Source organism: Lactiplantibacillus fabifermentans DSM 21115 (assembly GCF_000498955.2).
GTDB lineage: Bacteria > Bacillota > Bacilli > Lactobacillales > Lactobacillaceae > Lactiplantibacillus > Lactiplantibacillus fabifermentans.
On the sequence record NZ_AYGX02000056.1, the window covers coordinates 1 to 4672 of the forward strand.

Consider the following 4672-nt stretch of genomic DNA (forward strand, 5'->3'; position numbering starts at 1 on the left):
AGGAAGCTGATCTTTTTTGTCCGAACAGCGTTCGGATTAATTTTACAATCTACCTCGTAGCAATAAATTGTCAATCGAATGTTAAATATGCTCACAACGAGCTTGTGAACAATTTTTTAATTATAAAATCAAAAATGGCACCCCAGAAGCAACCACTTCTGATGTGTCATTTACCCTTATCTTATTGGTCATGTGCCACCGCGCGTACTTACTCATGACGATGTTTCCGCATGTAACGTTGTAACTGCTCAATTACTGCTAACAACTTGGTCGCTTGGGGCGTACTCAATGACGGTCCCAATTGCGCAATTAATTGGGACGTCATGCGTTCGCCCGTTGGTGTTAACAGCAACACCCGATAGCGTCGGTCAGTTTCCGTTGGCTTGGTCGCTAACCAGTGCCGGTCTACTAAGGGACCAATATTTTGTGCGAGTGATGCTTTGGAAATATCGAAAGCCTTAGCAATCGTTTGTAACTGTGTCTTTGGATGTTGTTGAACGTAGATCAGAATCCGTAATTCGTTTAAGCTGAGCCCCGTCGTACGACTCCACTTGGCATTTAAGCGCTTAATTTGACGTTCCAAGCGCATAACTGCTAGCAAACAATTAATCTGATCATCAACCATATGATCCCCCTCTTTGCGTTTAAAAAAATTATCGCCATGGTGGTCGTAAAAAAGCTTTCGTTTCGCACGATTTTAAAAAAAATCGTGCGAGCTATTTCCGACTATAACACTGGTCAGACAATGACTAGTGTTCGTTAAGTAAACGAATAAATGACGATAAAAACTATCATGGTAAGTTTTCGTTGGCACGATTCTTTTTAAAATCATGCGAACCATTCGCCAATGTCACGCTTATATTAACAAAGTTATTATTGCATATAACTATTGGTCGTACAAGGATTCATCCCAAGCCGCACCAAAAAATATGCTAATCAAGCGATAACTCACACTTAATTAGCATATTAGCCATAACTCGTTTAATTAGCAGTAATCCGCATACGCCCGTTGCGTTTCGAATGATACAAATTTTGGTCCACCCGATTATAAAAGTCCGCTGGGCCCCCATCTGCGACCACCATGCCAGAAACGCCCACTGAAATTGAAATTGGAATTTGTTGATCTTCATATTTCACATCCAAGTGGTTGATGGCGGTAAAGATTTGCCGCACAATCGACGCCGTACTTTCGACATCGTACCCGGGGAAAATAACGTTAAATTCCTCGCCCCCGGTTCGATAAAACTTCACTTGATCATCATTTTCATCAATGACGGTCTGCGTAATCATGGCCACTTGTTGCAACGCGGTCACCTGCCAAATGCCCATAAGTATCGTTGACGTGCTTGAAATGGTCAATATCAAACATCATCATCGATAAGTTCAAATGGTTTTTATGGCTATCCGCAAATAAAAGGTCAATTTCATCACTGTAAGCGGCATAATTTTGCGTCTTCGTTAACGCATCATGATTGGCGAACTGTGCCAAACGTAACTTAAGTTCACTATCATTGGTCAACATCGTGACGTAGACGTATAACAAGGCCTCAAAAATGGTCAAGTAAATCCATTCTTGGAAATACGTCGACCACGGCAAACTAAATTTAAACTTCATCCACATCCATAATAGCCCGCCAAAACCAATCCCGGTGCCCATATAATAGACCCACGCATATTTTTGGTTGCGATAGCGATGGCGGGAGCGATTAAGCGTCCAAAAGAACACCGCCATCGTAATGGCTTGCCCCCACGACTCCCAATAACCTAGCGACTGGTTGAATACCATGAAGATGAGGACCACCGGGAAAAACGCGTAATATGGTAAGTGAATATTTAAAAAATACGCACAAAAAGTCATCGCAATCATTTGAAAATTCATAAATTGCCAGCCATCAGACTGACCAATAATCAGTGATTGCATACTAAACACAAACACCAGCATATAGAGGACCCCGTGCCACGAATTGATCACATCGTCAGCGACCTTGATGTGATGCGCGTGAAACACGGAAACAATCCAGTTATATAACACCCAATACAGGGTCAATACCCCGAGGATAAAAAATATGCTGGTAATAAATGGCGGCACGCGCCAATACGACCATGTCATAAATCGAATCCTTCCTTATCCATGCACTGCCGAACAACCATCATTGGGCAATCAAGCGGGGTTTCCCATAAAAGTAACCTTGGTGCCGTTCAATACCGAGTTGTTCCGCCATCAATTGATCACTTTCGTCTTCTACGCCTTCTAAAATGAAGTCGAGACAATATTGTCGGGCAATCTGATGCCAGAAGTTTAAGGACGCTGGAATCTGATCCGCGCGCCCGTGCATGCGGAAGTTTTGCATGGCAAATTTAATTTGGTCGACAAATGGCAGTAAGTGATGGATGTTGTTGAACGTATTGGACCCCGTCCCGACATCATCAATACTTAACTGAATCCCATATTGGTGGAAAAACAAACTGTATTTCTGAATTTCCGCCAATGTCGGGTTTTCAGTAAACTCAATCGTCAATGCGGCGGGATTCAAGCGTTTCTTCAAATAAATAATCGTCCCCAGCATCGATGGATCTTCAGCTTGTTCCCGATTTAAATTCAACGCTAACACTTGATTCGTGGCTTTAGTCGATAATTGTTGGGCAAGCTCTTCTAAGAGCTGCGCCTGCTTGACTAACGGCAGTTCCGTAAATCTTTCAGGGACGACCCACTGACCGCCATCGGTTTCTTTTCGTAATAATAACTCATAGCCAAAGACATTTTTTTGTCGTTGGTCCACTTGGGGTTGCACAAAAAAACGATACATCTGATCAAAAGCCTCATTTCTAAAAAAGCGCTGCATAAAACTTGCGGTAAGTTTAGGATAGCGTTTAAACTGATTGAATTCGATATTTAATGTCCAAATAATACCAAATTTAAGTCGACATAACCAGTACTAATTCCCGTCACCAACCGCCACCAAAAATTCGTTTTCCTAGTTTGTACATTATGTAAAACAATAGTGCAAAATAAGGCCTGGGTGTCAGTTCGGCAGTGACCAGCTTGACGCCACCCGATTAATTTCCGCATGCCGATGTGGTTACCACTCCCTGAGCCACCTGCATACCGTTAAGACCAGCCCAGTAAAATTCGCAACGGTCTGCAACCGTCCCGGCAAAATAATTGGCTTTTTAGCTTAAATCCGGCACTGACAGCGGCAATTGTGACGCCAGCCGCCTGAAACCTTGGCAGCCAGACGAGCCAATTAGTCATTAAGCCCGCCCCTGTTCGTGCGCTCCTTCACCTTGTTAAATACTGACATACCACCAATTATCGTCACTTTTAGCCGCTGCCAGTACTGCGTAATAATTTTATGAACCCATTGAACCATTACTGGGGTACGCGGACGAAATAAAATTTTTGTCAACGACGCCCCCGACCTCATCAACGCCCCGCTGGCATCATGGCGCAACGACTCGGCCAAATAACTTTGACGAACATGCCCCGATTAATGGGACTGGCATCTTCAAACGGGCCTAGCGTCAATTAAACAAGCCATTCACTGAAAATCGACCTTTCAGTGAATGGCTTGTTTGTCTGCCTATTAGTCCTGTCAGAAAGTGGCGTAAGGGGCCAGTTGTGCTAGTTAACCCAAACAATAGCATCATTTTTCAGCTGACCCGCTGTCCGGCAACCTAACCGTCATTGGTACCAGCCTATTAAACTGACTGCACCGTTAACGCCAACGTATCGACCCGTACGTATGCCGGCGTCGCATTCAGCGTCAACGCCGTCCCCGTGGCTTGCACCCGCACTTGCAGTTGAATTTGCGGATTGATGTGTTGCAGGGCAACTAAATCCAAGGCCGCTAACACTTGCCCCACCTTTACATCTTGCCCCACGCGCACGAGTAACTCATAATCCGTTGACGTTAACGGCTGCACTAAGCCACACAATCTTAACGTCACCGTCCACCCCCAAGCGACTTGCACCGTCAAACTAGCCGTAGCTTGTTTGGCCGCAACGACCCGTCCCGTCACGGGTGCGACCAGGTTACCATTAGCCGGTGTAATCACGACACCCATCCAAGTAGGATCCGCTGTAGCCAGGTCCAATTGACCGCTGACCGGTGCGACTATTTTTAACTTCGTAATCGTTGCCATGTCGTTCCCCCCGTTTTTTATCATCTATTACTCACAATTAATGTCATTGTAACGAAGATTAAGCACTTTTACTAACACTAACACCCGTTTATTAATGACCGGCATCAACCACTTGCCCGTTTTAGTCAAATTACGACATAAAACCTCAATTATCTCTATTTTCGACGATAAAATACGCCCAACAAATGAATCGGGGTTCAAACACGCTAAGATACGATGATGGGTCGCAGCCGACCAACCGCATTCCTACTGCCATATCCCCCCGCAAATACAAAACTCACTTTCTAATACTGCCTTCATAGCAAATGACATTACGATCAGCTAACTGCTAATTTGATGAAAAAAAAACGCCATTACGAAAGTTTTAATCCATCCGTAGAGGCGTCTTCATCAATATTAAGTTCAATTTAGTTGTGAGTCAGCGGTTATGGAAGCCACCAACATCTTTGAAGTTTCTTTCTTAAAGTTGATTATTAATGGTAGATTGTAAAATTAATCCGAACGCTGTTCGGACAAAAAAGATCAGCTT

General features: G+C 44.0%; 3 protein-coding genes and 1 pseudogene. All 4 read right to left on the minus strand.

The genetic code is table 11. The annotated features are described in order from the left end of the window. Positions 1-208 precede the first annotated feature (208 nt). Positions 209-625, minus strand: coding sequence for a MarR family winged helix-turn-helix transcriptional regulator (locus DY78_RS04905; RefSeq protein WP_024626300.1), 417 nt, complete (start codon positions 623-625; stop codon positions 209-211). A 356-nt stretch (positions 626-981) separates the two neighbouring features. After that, positions 982-2110: pseudogene (locus DY78_RS04910) on the minus strand (GGDEF domain-containing protein). A 40-nt stretch (positions 2111-2150) separates the two neighbouring features. After that, positions 2151-2807 carry an EAL domain-containing protein gene (locus DY78_RS04915; RefSeq protein WP_024626301.1) on the minus strand — a complete coding sequence of 219 codons (657 nt, stop codon included), beginning with the start codon at positions 2805-2807 and terminating at the stop codon, positions 2151-2153. A gap of 892 nt (positions 2808-3699) precedes the next feature. Next, positions 3700-4143 carry a PTS glucose transporter subunit IIA gene (locus tag DY78_RS04920; protein WP_024626302.1) on the minus strand — a complete coding sequence of 148 codons (444 nt, stop codon included), beginning with the start codon at positions 4141-4143 and terminating at the stop codon, positions 3700-3702. Positions 4144-4672: the final 529 nt, after the last annotated feature.